This window comes from Streptomyces sp. NPDC096105 (assembly GCF_044763335.1).
Taxonomy (GTDB): domain Bacteria; phylum Actinomycetota; class Actinomycetes; order Streptomycetales; family Streptomycetaceae; genus Streptomyces.
Genome location: NZ_JBIWGC010000018.1, coordinates 74,388 through 89,878, shown reverse-complemented (window position 1 = coordinate 89,878; position 15,491 = coordinate 74,388). Strand labels below are relative to the sequence as shown.

The following is a 15,491-nucleotide window of genomic DNA, read 5'->3' as shown; positions in this document are numbered from 1 at the left end:
CCCCCATCTCACCGAGCCCCCGGAGACATGACCACCACCCAGAACACGCACGTCAACCGGGCGGGACCCCGCGAGTGGGCCGGACTGGCCGTGTTGACCCTCCCTGTCCTCCTGATCTCCGTGGACATGACGATCCTCGGATTCGCGGTCCCGCACCTCAGCGAGGACCTGCGCCCCACCGGCACCGAACTGCTGTGGATCGTCGACGTCTATTCGTTCCTGCTCGCGGCGCTGCTGGTGACCATGGGATCGCTCGGTGACCGCATCGGCCGCCGCAGGCTCCTGATGTTCGGCGCCGCCGGGTTCGGCGCGGCCTCGGTGGCCGCCGCCTTCGCGCCCACGGCGGAGGCCATGATCGCCGCACGGGCCCTCCTCGGCCTCGCGGGCGGCACACTGATGCCCTCCACACTCTCCCTGGTGCGGTCGATGTTCCCCGACGACGCCCAGCGCAAGATCGCCATCGCGGTGTGGGCGGCGGCCCTCTCGGCGGGCTCGGCATTGGGTCCGGTACTCGGGGGACTGCTGCTGGAATTCTTCTGGTGGGGCTCGCTCTTCCTCGTCAACGCGCCCGTGACCGTGCTGATTTTGGTGCTGGCCCCGACACTGGTGCGGGAGTCGAAGGCGGCGGACCCGGGCCGCCTCGACCCGCTGAGCGTGCTGCTGTCGGTGGCGACGATGCTGCCCGCCGTCTACGGCGTCAAGAAGCTCGCCGAGGGCGGTCCGGCGGCCCTGCCATTCGCCGCCATCGCACTGGGCGTGGGGTGCGGCGTGGCGTTCGTCCGCCGCCAGCGAGTGCGGGAGCGGCCCATGCTGGACATCGGCCTGTTTGCGAACCGCACGTTCAGCGTGGGCGTGGGACTCAACCTGATCACCCTCTTCGCGATGATTGCCGCCCTGTTCTTCCTCACCCAATATCTCCAGATCGTCCTCGGCATCTCTCCCCTGTGGGCGGGCCTGACGCTCGTGCCCGGGATGCTGCTGGCCGTCGGTGCCGGGTTCCTGGCCGTCGGGGCGGCCCGGCGGGTCGGCACGGCCGCCGTGCTCTGCGCCGGGTTGCTGATCATGGCCACCGGCTTCCTCGTCCTCACCGCACTCTCCCCTGGCTCAGGGGCCGCGCTCGCCGCCGGCGGCTTCGCGTTCGTCGGTTTCGGCATGGGGCTCACGCAGACCCTTACCAACGACGCCGTCCTCTCCGCCGCGCCGGAGGACCGCGCCGGGGCCGCCTCTGCCGTCTCCGAGACGGGGTACGAGCTGGGCGCGGCGCTCGGCGTAGCCATCCTTGGCAGTGTCCTGGCGGCGTCCTACCGGGGCGGGTTACGGGAGGTGCCCGGCGTGCCCGACGAGGCGGTGGCCGCCGCCCAGGACACCCTCGGTGGCGCCGCCGACACCGCGTCCACCCTGCCGACGGAGGAGGCGGAACGGCTGACGGCCGCGGCGCACACGGCGTTCACCGACGCCGTCGCGGTCACCGGCGCCACTGCGGCGGCCCTGTTGGTGGCGGCTGCAGCGACGACCGCCGTCGTCCTGCGGCCGATTCGGGGCCGCTCCCAAGGCTGACGTCGGCGGACTGCATACAGCCACCCGAACGGCGGACAGTCCGAAACATTCGCAGGGTATGAACGCCGGGGCCTCGACCCCTGACCCTGACCACGGGTCATGCGGCTTCGGTCAGCGTAGTCGATGTTGTTGGGAGTGCTCGCTCGTAGGCGATCGGGCCGCGGTGGTCGAGGCGGGGGTGGCGTCGGACGGTGTTGTAGCGGTGCAGCCGGCGGAAGAGGGCGGATTCAGTTGGTCGTCGCAACACCCCCTGATCGCAGAGGTGTTGGATGGTTCGTCGTCAGCAGGCAGCGGATCAGGCGGTGCGTCCGGAGCTGAGGTCCCCGGGGCATCCGAAGTGCCAGCGGCACGTCGGAGCGGCGTTCTGGGTGGAAAGCACCAAGGGGCTGCTGGCCGAGGAAGCCGCGGCCGTCCTCGGTGAGGCGCCGGCGGTGACCGGACCGGGTCACCGCCCGAGCGGCGATCTTCACCTACATCGAGACCTTCTACAACCGCCGGCGACTACGCAAGCACCCCCTCTGGGGCTACCTCCCCCGCTCGGGATCCGACAGCGACACCAGCAAGGTCATTCCCTGGCAGCGTAAGAAACGGGTGTCCAAGGTCATGGGGGAACTTCACACGGCGGCTCTCCCCAGGTACGTGCCGATCGAGGCCGACCACGTGAGCACCCCTGCCGTCCGCCTGGCCAACGACGGCATGTCACGCCCGTGTCACGCGGTAGAGCACCTTCGGTTCGTCGGACAGCGTGACGCCCGGGCGGGCCTCCGCGGCGGCGATCTCCTCCTCCGTGGCGTCGGCGCCGGGGAACCGCTCGCGGAGCGTGCACTCCAGCAGCGCCAGGGACCGGGGACGCCGTCGACCAGCAGCACCCCGAGAAGGCGCCCTGCGCCCTCCTCCACCGCCGGGCAGGGCCAGACCGGACCAACCGTGGTCCTTCCCGTCGGCCGGACCTCCGCAGTGAAGCGGACCTCGTCGACTCCGCCGCCCGCCAGGGCCCGCTGGATCGGCTCCACCGCCCGCTCCCAGTCCTCCTCGGCGGGACGGGCCGCCGACGTCCGTTCAGCGCGCTCGTGCAGGCTCCATCCGTTCCGCGCCATGCAGCCGGCGGTGCGGCTGTGCGAAACGCCGGCCAGGAGGCGCACCACTGGCTCCCCCACCGCGAAGTGACGGATCGACGGCAACGGCAACAGATCATCACTCATGGGCGGACCGTCGGCGGCGCCACTGGCATCGGGGCGTGGGGTCGGGGCCGGTCGTGGGCCGCTCCCGCCGGAGGCCGCGCGTCGTCCGGCGCGGGCTGGGCGGACACCGTACGGCGCCGGCCGCGGTGGTCGCCGGGCTCGTCGGCGCCCCGGCCACACAGGCCGCTCACACGACGCAGACGACGACAACGGCCTCCGCCGCTCCCTCGCTCCCGCCCCGCCCGCGGTGAGCAGTGCGCTGTGCCCGTGGTGCGGCTGCTCGGTTCGGCGTGCGGAGTGCATCCGGCAGGGGACGTCGCGGGTGTTCACCCGAGACCAGAGGGGGCCCGGTGGCTGGAGGGGCCGGGCGCCGAACGGCGTCGGGAAAGCCCTTTCGACCGACGGTGCCGAACCGGCCACCGGCCCTGGGCGCCGCAAGGGGCAATCCGCCCATACGGGTTCGGCCTCAGGGAAGCCGCCGCGAGCATTCCCGCCGTAACGCGCGCGGGACGGCGCGGCCTCCCTCCCGTCCCGGCGCCGACGACGGGCGGGGGACGCGGCATGAGCCCGGCCTCCCCCGTCACATCACACGACATACCAGAATACTCCACTTGATCTTCATGAATCGGCCATGATTTTCGGCGCCCCGACGCGGCCGCACCGCCTGCCCGGGGCCGACGGCGACCTGAGCAGCCGCGCCGCCGTGCGGAGCCGGCGGCGCCGGAGAGTTCGGTGCGCCGCAACGAATGGCGCGTTGTCCACCGGTCGCCGCACCGCCGGGACCTTGCCGGAATCCGGGACGACCGACGGGCCATCACCCCATGGTCCGACAGGTTTCCGTCGTCTCACCCTGCGGGCGGGATCCCGCAAGAGCCCCTTCCTCGCCAACCGGCTTGCGCACCCGGGGGCTCTCGCCGAAGCGTCCGAAAGCGGCGCTTGTTGACAGGGGCATATCACGGCGAAGGTTCAACCACCGATGCGGCACCTCCAGGACGTCCGCACTGTCCGCCGGACTGCCGCAGACATGAACCAAGGGCCCGGACGTCCAACGGGCCCACACCCCCTCACCGGAGGACAAGTGAAGGTCAAGACGTTCCTGTCGTCGGGCGCCTCTCGAAGAGCCCGTGCCGCCACCGTCGTCGCCGCCCTGGCGACCGTGTCCGCGCTCGTGACCCCCACCGCCATGGCGTCGGCGTCCGCGGACGCGAAGCCCACCGCGGCCCAGCTCGCCCAGGTCGGCGACGCGGTGCTCACCGCCGACGTCGGCGGCACGGCCTGGTACACCGACAAGGCGTCGGGCAAGGTCGTCGTCACCGCCGACAGCACGGTCTCGGCGGCGGAGATCAACAAGATCAGGAAGGCGGCAGGCTCGCAGTCCGGGGCGCTGCAGATCAATCGCACCCCGGGCAAGTTCAGCCGTCTGATCGCCGGCGGGGAGGCCATCACCTCCTCCGGCGCCCGCTGCTCCCTCGGCTTCAACGTCCGCAACTCCGCGGGCACGAACTTCGCGCTCACCGCCGGACACTGCACCAGCGGCCGGTCCAGCTGGAGCATCGGCACCGCGGTGCCGGGCCAGACCGTCTTCCCGACCTACGACCACGGGGTCATCCAGCACTCCAACCCCGCCGCATCCGACGGCCGCGTGTACCTGTACAACGGCACGTACCGCGACATCGTCAACGCCGGCAGCCCGACCGTCGGGACGCGCATCGAGCGCTCCGGCAGCACCACGGGTTACCGCACCGGCACCGTCACCGGCCTGAACGCCACCGTCAACTACGGCAACGGCCAGCTGGTCTACAACACGATCCAGACCAACGCCTGCGCCCAGCCCGGCGACAGCGGCGGCCCGCTCTTCGCCGGCAACACCGCCTACGGCCTGCTCTCCGGCGGCAGCGGCAACTGCACCACCGGCGGCACCACGTTCTACGAGCCGGTCACCCGGCCGCTGAGCCTGTACGGCCTCAGCGTCTTCTAGCCCCGCAGCAGTACCGCGTCACAGGCAGGCCCCGGAGGCCGCCGGCCGTCGCCGGCGGCCTCCGGTCCGTGCGGGGGGTGTCACGTTGCGGCGGTGCCGGAAGTTCGGGCAGGCCTACGCGAACGGGCCTCGCCGCAGGCGTCCCCGGCCCGACGGCAAACGGCATCCCGGCGAAGTCTTCATCAAGATCAACGGTGAGCAGAAGTATCTGTGGCGGGCTGTGGACCGGGACGGCAACGTCCTCGACATCCTCGTGCAGAACCGCCGCGACGAGGCCGCGGCCAGACGGTTCTTCCGCAGGCTGATGACGAGGACCCGGGCAGTGCCGAGGGTGATCGTCACCGACAAGCTCCGCTCCCGCAGCACCGCCCACCGCGAGGTCATGCCCTCGGTCGAGCACCGCTCGCACAAGGGACCGAACAACCGGGCCGAGCACAGCCACCAGCCGACGAGGCAACGCGAACGGGTCATGAAGGGCTTCCGCTCCGTGGGCGGGGCGCAGAGGTTCCTGTCCGCGTCCAGCGGCATCTCACCCCACTTCCGACCCCACCACACCTCAACGCACACCAGACGCCCACACACCCGACAACGTGACAACGTGACAACGTCCAGAGCTGGACACGTCGACGGCGGACGGGTAGGCAAGCACACGAAGCCTCTGGTGGAGACGGATTTCTTGGTCGAAAACCCATCTACCAGGGGCTTCACCTGCCTGTCAGGCCGACCGGCCTGCTCGGCCACCAAGCCGGAAAGGGCTCCGTGCGGGACGGCGGTGCGGCTGCCGAGTTGGCGGTATTCGCCATTCCTGCACTCAACTCCGTTTGCGTTATTGACTTTTGACTCAGCAGTCGTACCTTTGGGAGCGCTCCCATCACAGTCTCGTATCTGGAAGGAGTTCCCCCCACATGCGCAAACAAAGTCCGTCAACCGGGCGTGCGCGGTCCCTCCGCCGGCCCCTTCAGGCGCTCGTCATGGTGTTCGCCGTCGTCATCGGCGCACTGGCCTGGTCGACCCCTGCCCAGGCGCACGGCACCATCGTCAGCCCCGCCACCCGCGCGTACCAGTGCTGGAAGACGTGGGGCAGCAACCACACCAGCCCGGCCATGCAGACCGAAGACCCCATGTGTTACCAGGCGTTCCGGGCCAACTCCGACACCATGTGGAACTGGATGAGCGCCCTCCGCGACGGCCTCGGTGGCCAGTTCCAGGCGCGGACGCCCGACGGGACGCTCTGCAGCAACAACCTCTCGAGGAACGACAGCCTGAACAGGCCCGGGCCGTGGAAGACGACCAACGTCAGCAACAACTTCACGATCCAGCTGCACGACCAGGCGTCCCACGGGGCGGACTACTTCCGGGTCTACGTGAGCAAGCAGGGCTTCAACCCCAAGACCCAGACCCTGGGCTGGGGCAACCTCGACTTCATCACGCAGACCGGCCGCTTCGCCCCTGCACAGGACATCAGGTTCAACGTCAACACCTCCGGCTACACCGGACACCACGTCCTGTTCGTGATCTGGCAGGCCTCGCACCTGGACCAGGCCTACATGTGGTGCAGCGACGTGAACTTCGGCTGAGCCGAGAAGCGTTGCACGCGGCACCCGTCTCTGCCGGGCTCCGGTGATCCACCGCCCGGCCGTGCCGACCGAGCTCCGTCGGAGCAGGGGAACCCATGTGGCCACCCTGCCCCGGCGGGGCTCCCCACGCTCCTGCTCCTCCGGGTGCCTGCCCGCCTTCTTCCCAGGACTGTCGGCACGGCTCGCCCTGTCCACTCGGCCGGAGATCGGCGGCTGCGGTCCCTGACCGCCTTCTCGATGACGCGCGCACACCTGATGAACGCCTCGACTTGATCAGCCGTCAGGTCTCGTACGAGGATTTCTTCGAGGGATCGCCGCATGTCGGCGAGGGGCTCCCTGAGGGCACGGCCGGCATCGGTGAGACGGACGGCCATGACCCGCCGGTCATGGGCAGCGGGCTCCCGGGTCAGCAGCCCTGCGTCCTGCATCCGCCGCAGGGACTTGGAGACGGTGGAGTGGTCGAGCCCGACTCGCTCCAGCAGCTCCGCCTGAGTCAGGCCGTCGTGGTCGATCAGCTGCATCAGCAGCAGCTCCTGCCCCGGGTGGAGATTCATCGCGCGCAGCATGGCGGCGGCGTGGCCGCGGTGGGTGCGTGCGAGCTGGAAGGTGGCGTAGCTCAATGGCCCCTCGCCGCCGCATCCGGCAGCTCCGGTGAGGTGGTGTCTGACACTGCTGCTCCCCCGGATCACTTGACTGCGGTGACGGATCAGTCGACGCGAGGACGATCTTGCCTCGGTTGTGGCCCGCGTCACTGACCTGCTGGGCCATGGCCGCTGCGGAGAGCGGGCAGGTGGCGCTGATCGTGGTCCTCGAGGTGCCGTCGGCAGCTTCCGGGCCGGTTCGGCGAGGCGGGTGGCGGAGCGGCGCTGGCGGTCCTCGGCGAAGCCGATGCCGAGTTCGGCCGCACGGAAGTCGGCGGTGGTGAGCGCGAGGTCCGGGCCACCGCCCATGAGGTGCAGCAGGGGGATCATGCCCCCTCCGACCCGGGCGTTGACCTCGATGGTCAGTGTCTCGCCGGACCACAGCGGATCCCCCGGGTCCTCCGTGAACTCGACGGCCCCCCACCAGGCCGGCGGGAGAGCCCCGGCGGCGGTCCCTCCTGCCGACCTCCGCGAGGACCCGCCCGTCGCGCAACAGCCGGCCGTGCAAGCGGGCTCGGTGATCATGATCCTGCGGGGCTCCTCCGCAACCGCCAACGGCCGGCTCCCGGCCGGGCCCCTCCGGTATCGGCAGCCGCGCGCGGGCCTTTCGCAGGCCGCAGGCGTGGCACGCGGTGACCTCGACTGGGCCGGCCTGTTCGCGCTGGTGGCCATGCCGGCCTGGCTCGGCGACCGCGACCCTCGAGGGCGGCGGCTGAGGGAGGACTCGCCCGCCTGCGTGCCGTTCAGGTCACCGGACCCCCTGTGAGCGGTGCGGGATCGTAGGCGGCCTCCACGGTGAGGCCGCGCAGCCGCGAAACGGCGGTGAGCAGGTCCCCGTGGCTGGTGAAGAGGGCGTTGACGCCGAAGCGGAGCAGGTCGGGCGCGCGCATGTCGGCCACGACACCGCGCCCGGCCAGGGCGACGGCCAGTCCGTGGGCGTGGGGGTGGCGCAGAGTGATCTGACTGCCGCGGCGGCCGGGGTCGGACGGGGTGACGGAAGTGAAGCCCAGGGGTGCCAGGAGTGCGTCCGCGCAGCACAGGAGGAAGCCCGTCAGGGACAGGCTCTTGGCACGCACCTGGTGCAGGTCGACGCCGTCGAAGGCGGTGAGGGCCGCTTCGAGGGCGAGCAGGGACAGGATCGGCGGGGTGCCGATGCGGGCGCGGGCGATGCCGGGCGCGGGCGTGTAGTCCCGCGCCAGGGCGAACGGGTCGGCGTGGCCGGTCCAGCCGGGCAGCGGCGTCTCCAGCGCGGCGTGGTGGCGCTGTGCCACGTAGAGGAAGGCGGGGGCGCCCGGGCCGCCGGAGAGGAACTTGTAGCCGCAGCCGACCGCCAGGTCCACGCCGAGGGCGTCGACCTCCAGGGGCAGGGCGCCGGCGGCGTGGCACAGATCCCACAGCGCGAGGGCGCCGGCGTCGTGGGCGGCCCGGGTCAGCGCCCGCATGTCGTACAGCTCCCCGGTGCGGAAGTCGACGGGCGAGTAGCTGACGACGGCGACCCGGGGGCCCTCGGTGGCGAGGAAGTGCGGGAGGTCCGACGGCGGCACGTGCCGTACCTGAAGGCCGCGGCGGCGGGCGACCGCGTCGGCGAGGTAGCGGTCGGTGGGGAAGTGTCCGGGGTCGGTCACCAGCAGCGGGCGGTCCGGGCGGAGCGCGGCGGCGGCGTCGAGCGCGGTGAACAACTGCACGCTGGTGGAGTCGCCCGCGACCGTCTGCCCCGGCGCGGCCCCGATGAGCGTGCCGATGGCGTCGCCGACGCGCAGCGGCGCCTGCCACCAGCCGGCCGCGTTCCAGGAGCCGATGAGTCCGGTGCCCCACTGGCGTCGTACGACGTCGTCCAGGGCCGCCGGCACAGCGGCGGGCAGCGGGCCCAGGGAGTTGCCGTCGAGGTAGACGACGTCCGGCGGGAGCAGGAAGCGTTCGCGGACGGGGGCCAGGGGGTCGTCGGCGTCGAGCCGTGCTGCCTGTTCGCGCAGGGCGGCGGCTGCGGGGAGTGCGGTGGTCATCGGTGTGCGGCCTCCTCGCCCGCGCGGCCGGCGTCCGCCGGGGTGAAGGCGGCCGCCATGTCCCGGAGGGTGTCGGCGACCGCGTGGGCGCCGGGTGCTCCGGGTTCGATGAGGGTGTAGTGGCCGGTGCCGGGCAGGACGACCGTCCTGAGGTCCCGGTGCACGGCCGCGTAGTCGCTGAACTGGGTGAGCGGGACCTCCTCGTCGGCGGCGCCGTGCAGCAGCACGGTGGGGACACCGGTGGCGCCGGCGTCGCGCAGCAGGGTGAGGGGGTCGACCTCGGCCAGTCGTTCGGTGAAGTGCTCCTCGCCGCCGAGGAGTTGCAGGGCGGCGTCATTGCTGAGGCGGTCGCGGCGGGTGGCGGTGAGGTCGGTGATCGGTGCGAGGGCGAGCACGCTCGTCGGCAGGGTGCGGGTGTGCCAGCGGGAGCCGGGCGGCAGCAGGCCGCGGGCGGCGCACCACAGGGCCAGGTGCCCGCCGGAGCAGTGGCCGGCCAGGACGTAGGGCCGCCCCTCGGGCAGCGTGTCCACGATGCGGGCGACGTCGTCGAAGGTCTCGGGATAGCCGCCCGCGCCGCCGGACCGGCGGAAGCCCGGGAGCAGCACGCTGAAGCCCTGCGAGGAGAGCCAGGCCGCGAACGGGGTCAGGTGCATCCGGTCGTAGCGCCAGTAGCCGCCGTGCAGCAGGATCACCAGCGGGGCGTGGGGGTCTTCGGACGGCCAGGCGTCGTAGGACTGGTGGGGGTGGTCCCCGTAGCGGCCGTGCACCGGTGCCAGGACCGGCTTCAGGCTCAGGACCCGCTGCTCCTCCTCGGCCGCGAAGGCGGAGATCGTCCTAGACGTCACCGCGCACCTCCCACAGTTCGGGGAAGACCGGCCGGGCCGCCCGCTGCTCCAGCCAGGCCAGCCCGGCCGATCCGGCGCTGCCCGGTTTGGCTCCCATGGCCCGGCGGACCACCAGGACGTGGTCGGACCGCCAGCGGGTGACGAGTTCGGCGATGTCGGTGAGCAGTTCGCCGAGTGCGAGGTGGGGGTGGTGCTGCGGCCCGGCATAGACGTGCCGCCAGGTCTCCGCCACGCCGGGGTCGCTGTCGTAGGGGCTGGTCACGTCCCGTTCGCGGACGTGGCGCGGGACGGGCAGGCCCTGGCGGTGGAGGTAGGCCAGCACCTCGTCGTACAGGGACGGTTCGCGGTAGGTCTCGGCGAGCGCCTCGTGGACGGCCGGGTCTCCGCGGTGGGCGCGCAGCAGCCCGGCGGACTTGTCACCGAGGAGGAACTCCATGTGCCGGTACATCGCCGACTGGAAGCCCGACGCCCGGCCGAACGCGGCCCGGAAGCCGTTGAACTGGGCCGGCGTCAGGGCGGCGATGGGCGCCCAGGCGCCGCCCAGGGCGGTCAGCGCGCGGCGGCTGCGCACCAGCGCGTCCATGGCGGCGGGCAGGTCGTCCTTGGCGAGGGCGACCTTCGCCGTGCGCCACTCGTGCACGATGAGGGTGAACCACAGTTCCATCACCTGGGTGGTGACGAGGAAGCCCATCTCGTCCGGGGCCTCGGTGAGCGGGTGCTGCAGTGTGTTGAGGACGGACGCGTGCACGTACGTGTCGTAGGGGCTGGCGCCCTCGAAGGGGCGGGTCAGGGTGTCGTCCGTGGCCGGCCCGTCGAGGGTGGTCGTGCGGTCGTTCATCACATCTCCTGGAGGTGCGGACGGGTCACACACCGAGGTGGGCGCCGCCGGAGGCGTCGATCCACTGGCCGGTCACCCAGCGGGCGTCGTCGCTCGCCACGAAGGAGACGACGTCCGCGATGTCCACCGGGTCGCCGAGCCGGCCGAACGTGGAGGCCTCGGAGTAGCGGCGGCGGATCTCCGGGACGGCGAGGGTGGGGTTGATCTCCGTCTCGGTGTAGCCGGGCGCGACGGCGTTGACGGTGATGCCCCGGGGGCCGAGCTCCTGGGCCAGGGAGAGGGTGAGGTAGTCCAGGGCGGCCTTGGTCATGGTGTAGGAGACGATCGGCGGGAAGGCGATACGGGTCGCGACGGACGAGATGTTGATGATCCTGCCGCCGTCCCGGAGGCGGTCCAGTCCGCGCTGGATGATGAAGAACGGCGCCTTGGTGTTGACGGCGAAGACGCGGTCGTAGTCGGCTTCGGTCACCTGGGCGATGGGGCGGGGGACGGTGATGCCCGCGTTGTTGACGAGGATGTCCAGGCCGGCCGGGGCGTCCTGTTCCGCCAGGGCCTCGTCGAAGGCGGTCCACAGGGTGTCGGCGTCGCCGGGGACGCCGAGTTCGGCGTGTACGGGGAAGGCGCGGCCGCCGTCGGCCTGGATCTCCTTGACGGTCCGCTCGGCGGCCGTCAGGTCGTGGCCGTAGTGGACCGCCACGAGGGCGCCCTCGCGGGCGAGGCGGTGGCTGATGGCTCGGCCGATGCCGCGGCTGCCTCCGGTGACCAGGGCGGTCTTTCCCGCGTGGCGGTCGGTGGCGGTCATCGTGGGTCTCCTTCGCTGAGGGTGGCGTGGCGGGCGGGATCAGGTGTCGAAGTCGAGGACGAGCTCGGGGGTGCGGGGCCTCGCGCGGCAGACGAGTGTGTAACCGGCGGCGCGGTCCCGTTCGTCCAGGGCGTGCTCACGGTCCGCCGTCACCTGCCCGGACAGGACCTTCGCGCGGCAACTGCCGCAGACGCCCTCACGGCAGGCGTACGGCACGTCGGGGTGGCTGCGCAGCAGTGCGTCGAGCAGGGCCGGGTCGTCCGGCAGCACCGTGGCGGCCCGGCGGCGCCCGTCGAGCAGGGCGGTGACCCGGTACTCCCCCGCCCCGGGTGCCCGTCCGGCCGGCTCCGGCGGCGTCGGCTGCGTGCCGTCGGCCGTGAACAGCTCCCAGCGGACGAGCGACGGGTCGGCTCCCGAGTCGGCCAGGACGCGCCGTGCGGTGGCGACGAGACCGGGCGGTCCGCACAGGGCGAACGTGGTGTCCGGGCCCGGGCGGGCGTCCACGGCCGCCAGCAGCCGGCGCACCCCGGACGCGTCCAGCCGCCGGGCGAGCGGCCCGCTCCCGCTCCCCCGGTCCTCCCGGGTCAGCACGTACAGGACGGTGAAGCGGTCCACGAACTCGTCCTTGACCTCGGCCAGTTCGTCGGCCAGCAGGGCGTCGGCGGACGTGCGGACCGAGTGCACGAGGCTGACCCGGCAGGCCGGGTCCCGGCGCAGGGCGTGGGCGGCCATCGGGGCCAGGGGGGTGATGCCGGTGCCGCCCGCGAGGAGGACGTGGTGGGCGCCCGGCACCTCCGGCAGAGCGAAGGCACCGGTGGGCGGCGAGAGTTCCAGCCGCGCGCCCGGTGCGAGGCGGGTGGTGGCGTGGTCGCCGAAGCCGCCGGGGCCGGACCTTTTGATCACCAGGCGGAGCGCCCCGGGTGTGTGCGGTGGCGGGCAGATCGAGTAGGTGCGGCGCAGTTCGGTACCGTCCCGGCGGTGACGGACGACGACGTGCTGGCCGGGGCGGTGGGCGAAGACGTCGCGCAGCGCGGCGGGCACGTGGAAGGTGACGGCCACCGTGTCGGAGGTCAGGTGCCGGACCTCCGTGACGTCGAGTGTGTGCCGGCCGGTGCGGCGGCGCGGACCGGCCGGCGCCTGGTCGCGCAGGGCGGGCGGGGTGGTGTTCACGGTGGGCCTCACAGCGCGGTCAGGTGGGGGAAGGGCTCGCGGCACGCCGTGCACCACAGCACCGACTGGCAGCGGGACGGCCCGAAGACGCTGTGCGGCCGGGTGGCCGTCGAGCCGCAGTGCGGGCAGGGCACCGCGCCCAGCGCGACGGGGACCGGGCTGCCGGGCGCCGGGGACACGGGTGGGGCGATGCCGTGCGCGGCGAGTGCGCGGCGCCCTTCGGGGGTGATGCGGTCCGTCGTCCAGGCGGGCGTGAGGACGTGCCGGACGCGGCCGTCGGGGTGACCGCAGGCGGTCAGGACCTCCCGCACCGCCGCGGTGATCTCGGGCAGCGCGGGGCAGCCCAGGTAGGTGGGAGTGATCTGCACCTCCAGGACGCCGTCGTCGCCGGGAGCGACGGAGTGCACCACGCCGAGGTCACCGAGGCCGATCACCGGCAGTTCCGGGTCCGGCAGCGCGGCCACCCGCTCGCGCACCTCCCCGGCGGAGAGACGGGCCGTGACCGGTGCGGGCCCGCTCACCAGGTGCCTCCGGGGAACTGCCGTCGCACGGACTGCAGTTCCGCGATCAGCGGGCCGAACTCCTCGGTGTGCAGGCCCGAGCGGCCGCCGCTGGCCGACCAGCTGGGAGCGGGCACGGCGAGTCCCGCCCCGGTGACGACCTCGGTGACCCGGGCGAGCCAGGTGTCGTGCAGCGCTGCCGGTGAGGGCACGGTGCCGGACGCGGCCAGGCGGCGCAGGACGTCGTCCTCCTCGAAGAGTTCGCCGGTGTAGGGCCACACCCGCTCCAGGGCCCGCTGCATGCGGTGGGTGCTCTCCGGCGTGCCGCGTCCCAGCGTCGCCGTCCAGCGGTCGGCGTGCAGCCGGTGGAAGGCGACCTCCTTGGCGGCCCGGACGCCGAACGCGGCGAGGCCGGGGTCGGCGCAGTGCGCCAGGGCCTCGTAGTGGAGGACGGCGTAGTGGGTGTAGGCGAGTTGCCGGGCCACGGTCACGGCGAAGTCCCCGTTGGGGAGTTCGGTCAGCAGGGCGTTGGTGAACTCGCGTTCCGAGCGGGTGTAGGCGAGGTCGTCCTCGCTGCGGCCGGTCCCGTCGAGACGGCCGGCGCGGGAGAGGAGTGTGCGGGCGTGGCCGATGAGGTCGAGGGCGATGTTGGACAGGGCCAGGTCCTCGTCGATGGTCGGCGCGCGGGTGATCCACTGGCACAGCCGCTGTGCGAGGACGAGGGCGTCGTCGCCGAGGCGCGTCAGGTGCCGGGCCAGGTCGGGATCGGCGGCGGACGGCGGCTCGCCCGGCGGGGAGCCGGGACGCACCGCCGTGACATCACTCGTGGTGCTCACCTGCGGGGCCTTTCTCGGTCAGCGGCGCGTAGTGCTCGGGGTAGCGGTACGGCTTGTGGCGGGCGCCCGCGAAGTACGGGTCGCGTTCGTCCGGGGAGGCCGTGTGCACGGCGTCGGAGCGGACCACCCACAGCGACAGGGGCTCGCCCCGCCGTGTGTACAGATCGCGGGCGGCGGCCAGGGCCGCGTCCGGGCCGGCGGCGCGCACCGACCCCACGTGCTGATGGGCCAGGCCCCTGCGGGCCCGCAGGAACACCTCCCAGGACGCCGGCGCGCCTTCCCGTGCCGCGCTCATGCGGCCGCTCCGGCCGGCTCGTCCGTCCTCGCGGCGTACGCGACGGCGGCCTCCCGGACCCAGGCGCCGTCCTCGTGCGCGGCCAGGCGGTGGGCGATGCGCTGCCGCGCCCAGTGCGTGTCGTCGCCCAGGGCGCGGCGGTAGGTGTCCCAGTCGACGGGCGTGAAGTCGTAGTGGCCGCGCTCCTCGTTCCAGCGGATCGCGGGGTCGGGCAGCGTCAGGCCGAGGCGCTCGGCCTGCGGGACGCAGGTGTCGACGAAACGCTGGCGCAGCTCGTCGTTGGTGTGACGCTTGATGCCCCAGGCCATCGCGCGGCGGGAGACGGCCGCTCCCAGCGCGGCGGTGCGCGCGTCGGCGCCGCCCGCCTCGGTGTCGGGCGGTCCGAACATGAGCGCCACGGCCGGCAGCCACCAGCGGTCCACCGCGTCCTGCGCCATCTCCTTCTGCTCCGGCGTCCCCTCGCACAGGGCGCGCATCAGGTCGTAGCCCTGCCGCACGTGGAAGGCCTCCTCCTGGCAGACGCGGCGCATCGCCCGGGCGTAGGGCCCGTAGGAGGTGCGGCACAGGGGTGCCTGGTTGATGACGGCGGCGCCGTCCGTCAGCCAGGCGATGGCGCCGGTGTCCGCCCAGGTCAGCGCGGGGTGGTTGAAGGTGGCCGAGGCGCGCTGGCGGCCGTGGTGCAGGGCGTCCAGCAGGTCGGCGCGGTCCACGCCGAGCGTCTCGGCGGCGGAGTACAGGTACAGGCCGTGGCCCGCCTCGTCCTGGACCTTGGCGAGCAGGACCGACTTGCGGTGCAGGGACGGGGCGCGGGTGAGCCAGGCGCCTTCCGGCTGCATGCCGATGATCTCGGAGTGGGCGTGCTGGGCGATCTGGCGCACCAGCATGCGGCGGTAGCCGTCGGGCATCCAGTCGCGCGGTTCGATCGTCTCGCCGTCGGCGATGAGCGCGTCGAAGTGGGCGAGCAGCGCGTCCTCGTCCGGGGCGGCCGCCGCGGTGGCGGGGGTGGTGGCCGGCGCGGTCACCGGACACCGCCCGGGCGTCCGGTGACCGTCGCGGCGGTGCCGAGCTGCGGGCACCGTCCCGGGGCCCGGACCCGTACCGGCTGCCTGGGCACGCGCATCACTCCTTCGGCTGGGGAACCGCCCGCCGCGGGGCCGGGCGGAGCGGGTTGCTTCGTTGCGGTAAGAGGCCGGGGCCGGGGCCCGGCTATCCCCGCCGCGTCAGGTTCGGGCGCGTGACAAAGCTCACGGGAGGGCCCGGGGAGTGGG

General features: G+C 72.9%; 13 protein-coding genes and 2 pseudogenes. 5 read left to right on the top strand and 10 right to left on the bottom strand.

Going from position 1 to position 15,491, the window contains the following annotated elements:
* Nucleotides 1-27: 27 nt before the first annotated feature.
* The 4 genes and pseudogenes from ACIQ8B_RS25005 (at nt 28) to ACIQ8B_RS24990 (ending at nt 6,293) form a co-directional block, all read left to right on the top strand.
* Nucleotides 28-1,557 (top strand): MFS transporter, encoded by a 1,530-nt coding sequence (locus tag ACIQ8B_RS25005; protein WP_403549768.1) that lies wholly within the window; start codon nt 28-30, stop codon nt 1,555-1,557.
* 2,259 nt (nt 1,558-3,816) lie between these two features.
* Nucleotides 3,817-4,716, top strand: coding sequence for a S1 family peptidase (locus tag ACIQ8B_RS25000; RefSeq protein WP_403549766.1), 900 nt, complete (start codon nt 3,817-3,819; stop codon nt 4,714-4,716).
* A gap of 82 nt (nt 4,717-4,798) precedes the next feature.
* Nucleotides 4,799-5,263, top strand: a pseudogene (locus ACIQ8B_RS24995) (IS6 family transposase); the annotation flags it as partial.
* 424 nt (nt 5,264-5,687) lie between these two features.
* On the top strand, nt 5,688-6,293 hold the full coding sequence (locus ACIQ8B_RS24990; protein ID WP_290003611.1) for a lytic polysaccharide monooxygenase: 606 nt from the start codon (nt 5,688-5,690) through the stop codon (nt 6,291-6,293).
* 197 nt (nt 6,294-6,490) lie between these two features.
* Here the strand turns inward: ACIQ8B_RS24990 and ACIQ8B_RS24985 are convergent.
* Nucleotides 6,491-6,963, bottom strand: a pseudogene (locus ACIQ8B_RS24985) (MarR family winged helix-turn-helix transcriptional regulator); the annotation flags it as partial.
* Between the two features lie 593 nt (nt 6,964-7,556).
* Between ACIQ8B_RS24985 and ACIQ8B_RS24980 the strand changes: the two are divergent.
* On the top strand, nt 7,557-7,700 hold the full coding sequence (locus ACIQ8B_RS24980) for a hypothetical protein (protein ID WP_290003615.1): 144 nt from the start codon (nt 7,557-7,559) through the stop codon (nt 7,698-7,700).
* On the opposite strand, the gene ACIQ8B_RS24975 is transcribed toward ACIQ8B_RS24980, so the two are convergent.
* The 9 genes from ACIQ8B_RS24975 to paaA are packed head-to-tail and all read right to left on the bottom strand — an operon-like array spanning nt 7,678 to nt 15,245.
* Nucleotides 7,678-8,937 (bottom strand): kynureninase, encoded by a 1,260-nt coding sequence (locus tag ACIQ8B_RS24975; RefSeq protein ID WP_403549763.1) that lies wholly within the window; start codon nt 8,935-8,937, stop codon nt 7,678-7,680. The genes ACIQ8B_RS24980 and ACIQ8B_RS24975 overlap by 23 nt on opposite strands.
* Nucleotides 8,934-9,782 (bottom strand): alpha/beta hydrolase family protein, encoded by an 849-nt coding sequence (locus tag ACIQ8B_RS24970; RefSeq protein WP_403549761.1) that lies wholly within the window; start codon nt 9,780-9,782, stop codon nt 8,934-8,936. Before ACIQ8B_RS24970 ends, ACIQ8B_RS24975 begins: the two co-directional genes overlap by 4 nt.
* Nucleotides 9,772-10,620 (bottom strand): tryptophan 2,3-dioxygenase family protein, encoded by an 849-nt coding sequence (locus ACIQ8B_RS24965; protein WP_366252049.1) that lies wholly within the window; start codon nt 10,618-10,620, stop codon nt 9,772-9,774. The genes ACIQ8B_RS24970 and ACIQ8B_RS24965 overlap by 11 nt, the downstream gene beginning before the upstream one ends.
* A gap of 25 nt (nt 10,621-10,645) precedes the next feature.
* Nucleotides 10,646-11,422: an SDR family oxidoreductase gene (locus tag ACIQ8B_RS24960; RefSeq protein ID WP_403549759.1), complete on the bottom strand. Its 777-nt coding sequence runs from the start codon at nt 11,420-11,422 to the stop codon at nt 10,646-10,648.
* Between the two features lie 39 nt (nt 11,423-11,461).
* Nucleotides 11,462-12,592, bottom strand: coding sequence for a 2Fe-2S iron-sulfur cluster-binding protein (locus tag ACIQ8B_RS24955; protein WP_403549757.1), 1,131 nt, complete (start codon nt 12,590-12,592; stop codon nt 11,462-11,464).
* 8 nt (nt 12,593-12,600) lie between these two features.
* Entirely contained in the window at nt 12,601-13,113 is a 513-nt protein-coding gene (paaD, locus tag ACIQ8B_RS24950) for a 1,2-phenylacetyl-CoA epoxidase subunit PaaD (protein WP_403549755.1), read from the bottom strand.
* Nucleotides 13,110-13,901 (bottom strand): 1,2-phenylacetyl-CoA epoxidase subunit PaaC, encoded by a 792-nt coding sequence (gene paaC, locus ACIQ8B_RS24945; protein ID WP_403549851.1) that lies wholly within the window; start codon nt 13,899-13,901, stop codon nt 13,110-13,112. Before paaC ends, paaD begins: the two co-directional genes overlap by 4 nt.
* 10 nt (nt 13,902-13,911) lie before the next feature.
* A complete protein-coding gene (paaB, locus tag ACIQ8B_RS24940; protein ID WP_106410831.1) occupies nt 13,912-14,223 on the bottom strand; it encodes a 1,2-phenylacetyl-CoA epoxidase subunit PaaB in 312 nt (103 codons plus the stop codon).
* On the bottom strand, nt 14,220-15,245 hold the full coding sequence (gene paaA, locus ACIQ8B_RS24935) for a 1,2-phenylacetyl-CoA epoxidase subunit PaaA (protein ID WP_403549752.1): 1,026 nt from the start codon (nt 15,243-15,245) through the stop codon (nt 14,220-14,222). Before paaA ends, paaB begins: the two co-directional genes overlap by 4 nt.
* Nucleotides 15,246-15,491 lie beyond the last annotated feature (246 nt).